The 3311-nt window shown below is 66.7% G+C and carries 4 protein-coding genes and 1 pseudogene; 2 read left to right on the top strand and 3 right to left on the bottom strand.

All coding sequences use genetic code 11. The features are described from left to right. Nucleotides 1–125 (top strand): annotated as a pseudogene (locus SJH88_RS18700) (IS481 family transposase); the annotation flags it as partial. Nucleotides 126–139: 14 nt separating this feature from the next. Next, the gene (locus SJH88_RS18695; RefSeq protein ID WP_274755337.1) at nucleotides 140–421 is read left to right on the top strand and encodes a hypothetical protein; all 282 of its coding nucleotides are present in this window, start codon (nucleotides 140–142) and stop codon (nucleotides 419–421) included. 131 nt (nucleotides 422–552) lie between these two features. Here the strand turns inward: SJH88_RS18695 and dbpA are convergent, their stop codons facing one another. The 3 genes from dbpA to SJH88_RS18680 form a co-directional block, all read right to left on the bottom strand. Beyond that, nucleotides 553–1962 carry an ATP-dependent RNA helicase DbpA gene (gene dbpA, locus SJH88_RS18690; protein WP_042414524.1) on the bottom strand — a complete coding sequence of 470 codons (1410 nt, stop codon included), beginning with the start codon at nucleotides 1960–1962 and terminating at the stop codon, nucleotides 553–555. Nucleotides 1963–2021: 59 nt separating this feature from the next. After that, on the bottom strand, nucleotides 2022–2972 hold the full coding sequence (locus SJH88_RS18685) for a cation diffusion facilitator family transporter (protein WP_274755336.1): 951 nt from the start codon (nucleotides 2970–2972) through the stop codon (nucleotides 2022–2024). A gap of 117 nt (nucleotides 2973–3089) precedes the next feature. Next, the coding region (locus SJH88_RS18680) for a helix-turn-helix domain-containing protein (protein WP_274755335.1) at nucleotides 3090–3311 on the bottom strand (222 nt) is incomplete at its 5' end.

Here is a 3311-nt window from a genome sequence, read left to right as displayed (position 1 = left end):
ACCACCACTTGCCACAAAAGGCACTGGGGCATGAAGCCCCAGTCCAAGCACTCAAAAAATGGAAGATGAAAGCTCCTGATTTATTCGTCAAGAACGTGCGTAATCATCCGGGACCCGACACTTAGGGCTGAAATTTTTGTTGCAGCATTTAGAAAAATCTAATTTTGCAGAGGAATCCTACTGCCTTGCGCGCGCAAGCGTCGCGCCCCATCTAGTGGAAGTCCTTCATTTTTCCGGCGGCTGTTTGAACGGAGCGCTGCAGGCGCGCAGTGAGTTCCGCCGGACCAGCCGCCTGCAAGGCGCGCCTTTTCTTTCCCCGGTTTCTTTTGGCAAGACAAAAGAAATCGGGTCGCCGCCGGGCGACTCCCGGCCTCGGACACAAGTGCCACAACAAGCACAAGACAAGAAGCAAAAACCATAGCTACCAGCGCTTGCCACATAAGCGCTAGAGCCAGCGAACACCCACAAACAAAAAAGGCCGCCAGTCTTGCGACCAGCAGCCTTTGGCATCAGCAACAGCTAGCAACTGCCAGCCGCCCGCTGAAAAGATGTTTACAGCACGCGTGCGCGCACGCTCTTGCCCTTCACGCGCCCATTGTTCAGCTTGGCGCAGGCCTCCGCCGCAATCCGGCGGTCCACCGCCACATAGGTGGAGAAGTCGTTCACGCTGATCTTGCCGATCTGCTCGCGCGTGTAGCCGAAGTCGGCGCACATGGCGCCCATCACGTCACCGGCGCGGATCTTTTCCTTGCGCCCGCCGATGAGCTGGATGGTCATCATGGGCGGCAGCAGGGCACCACCGGGGGCGGGCGTCAGCTCGGCCACGTCGAACCATTCCGAGGCGCGGCCCTGCAGCTGTTCGATCTTGGCGACGTGCACCATCTCTTCCATGTCCACCAGGTGCAGGGCCAGGCCCTCGGCATCGCCGCGGCCGGTGCGGCCGATGCGGTGGATGTGGACCTCGGGGTCGGGCGTGACGTCGATGTTGATCACGGCCGACAGGTTGGCGATGTCCAGGCCGCGCGCGGCCACGTCGGTGGCGACCAGCACGCTGCAGCTGCGGTTGGCAAACTGCACCAGCACTTCGTCGCGCTCGCGCTGTTCCAGCTCGCCGAACAAGGCCAGGGCGCTGATGCCCTGGGCCTGCAGGGCGGCGACGGCTTCGCGGCACTGCTGCTTGGTGTTGCAGAAGGCGATGGTGGATTCGGGGCGGAAGTGCGCCAGCATCTGCACGACCACGTCGAGCTTGTGCCGGGCGGGCACTTCGTACCAGCGCTGGGCGATCTTGTGCGCGCTGTGCTGGGCGGCGACCTGGACCATCTGGGGCTCGCGCATGAAGCGCTGCGCCAGCTGGGCAATGCCCTCGGGGTAGGTGGCCGAGAACAGCAGGGTCTGGCGCTGCGCGGGGCACTGCTCGACCACGGTGACGATGTCGGCGTAAAAGCCCATGTCCAGCATGCGATCGGCTTCGTCCAGCACCAGGGTCTGCAGCTTGGAGATGTCCAGCGCGCCGCGCTCGATCAGGTCCATCACGCGGCCGGGCGTGCCGACGACGATGTGGGCGCCGTTCTCCAGGCTGGCGATCTGGTTGCGCGAGGGCACGCCGCCATAGACGGTGACGACCTTGATGTTTTCCTGGGCGCGCGCCAGGCGGCGGATTTCGGTGGCCACCTGGTCGGCCAGCTCGCGCGTGGGGCACAGCACCAGGCCCTGCACGGCGAACCAGCGCTGGTTCAGGCGCTCCAGCAGGGGCAGGCCGAAGGCGGCGGTCTTGCCGCTGCCGGTGCTGGCCTGGGCGATCAGGTCCTGCCCGCGCAGCGTCAGCGGCAGGCTGGCGGCCTGGATGGGCGTCATCTGTTCATAGCCCAGCTGCTGCAGGTTCTGCAGGGTGGCGGGGTGGAGCGACAGGGAAGAGAACGCCGTGGATGCGGCTGCGCCGGCGGCGCTGGGCGAGGTAGTCATGGCCCGAATTATCCGGGGACGCCCGCACCGGCCGTGCGGCGGGGCGCAATACCCCGGCGTCAGGCCCTGTGGCCGGTCTGGCGCTCCAGCACGGTGACGGCGCCTTGGGGCAGCAGCTCGATGTGCACCTGCACGCTGGGGATGGCGGCCATCAACGCGGCCTCGGTGCGGTGGCGCCAGTCGGCGGCCTGGGCCAGGCTCCAGTCGCCGGGCAGGTGCAGGTGCAGGTCGATGAAGCTGTGGCCACCGGCCTGGCGCGTGCGCAGGCTGTCGAAGAGCAGGGCCACGCCGGTCTGGGCCTGGGCGGCCTGCACCTGGGCGTGCAGCACGGTCTCGACCTGCAGCAGCTGTTCGGGGTCCATGGCCACGTCCATCAGGCCCTGGGCGGCGCGCCAGACCAGCACGGCGCCGTGCCACAGGATGTTCAGCGCCACGACCACGCCGGCCAGCGGGTCCAGCCACCACCAGCCGCTGAGGTGGGCCAGCCCCAGGCCCAGCACCACGCCCACCGAGGTGTAGACATCGGTCATCAGGTGGTGGGCATCGCCCTCCAGCGCCATCGAGCGGTAGGTGCGGGCGCTGCGGAACATCAGCCAGGCCAGCGCGCCGTTGAGCACAGTGCTGGCCAGCGACAGGCCCAGGCCCCAGTCCAGGCGCTGCAGCGGCTGGGGGTCCAGCCAGCGGGCCACGCTGACCCAGATGATGGCCAGGCTGGCGCCAATCACCAGCAGCCCCTCGAAGCCGGCCGAGAAGTACTCCGCCTTGTGGTGGCCATAGGGGTGGTCGTCGTCGGCCGGGCGCTGGGCGATGGTCACCATGGCCAGCGCGAAGGTGGCGCCGGCCAAGTTGACGAAGGATTCCAGCGCATCGGACAGCAGGCCCACCGAGCCGGTCAGCAGCCAGGCCAGCATCTTCAGCACGATGGTGACCACGGCCACGGCGATGGAGATGCGCAACAGGCTGTGCGGCCTCATCCAGTCCGAAGTGCGTGCGGGTGTCTGCTCTGCCATGTCAGCCTCTGTAATTGAGAATGATTTTGGCTCTCAGCCCTTATATATCAAGCGCTGACAGCTATTGTTTTTTTCAACACTGCCTGCAGTGTGGCACAAAACGCCCGCCGGCGTGGTTCAGCGCCCGCGCTGGGCCTGGCGGTAGGCGCCCGGGGCCTGCCCGGTCCACTGGTGGAAGGCGCGGATGAAGCTTTTCTCGCCCGCAAAGCCGCAGGCCTGGGCCACGCGCTTGAGGGGGGTGTCGGTGCGCTGCAGCAGGTGCAGGGCGCGGTCGCGGCGCACCGCGTCCTTGAGCGCCTGCAGGCTGGTGCCGTGCGCCTGCGAGCTGCCTGTCGCTAG

The sequence above is a fragment of the Comamonas sp. GCA5 genome, from assembly GCF_036541385.1.
Classification (GTDB): Bacteria; Pseudomonadota; Gammaproteobacteria; order Burkholderiales; family Burkholderiaceae_C; genus Comamonas; species Comamonas aquatica.
This window is presented reverse-complemented; position numbering and strand designations above follow the sequence as displayed.

What these genes read in the sequence shown, in the direction of transcription:
- SJH88_RS18685 (WP_274755336.1), bottom strand. Translation starts at nt 2,972, where the DNA reads ATGGCAGAGCAGACACCCGCACGCACTTCGGACTGGATGAGGCCGCAC.
- dbpA (WP_042414524.1), bottom strand. Translation starts at nt 1,962, where the DNA reads ATGACTACCTCGCCCAGCGCCGCCGGCGCAGCCGCATCCACGGCGTTC.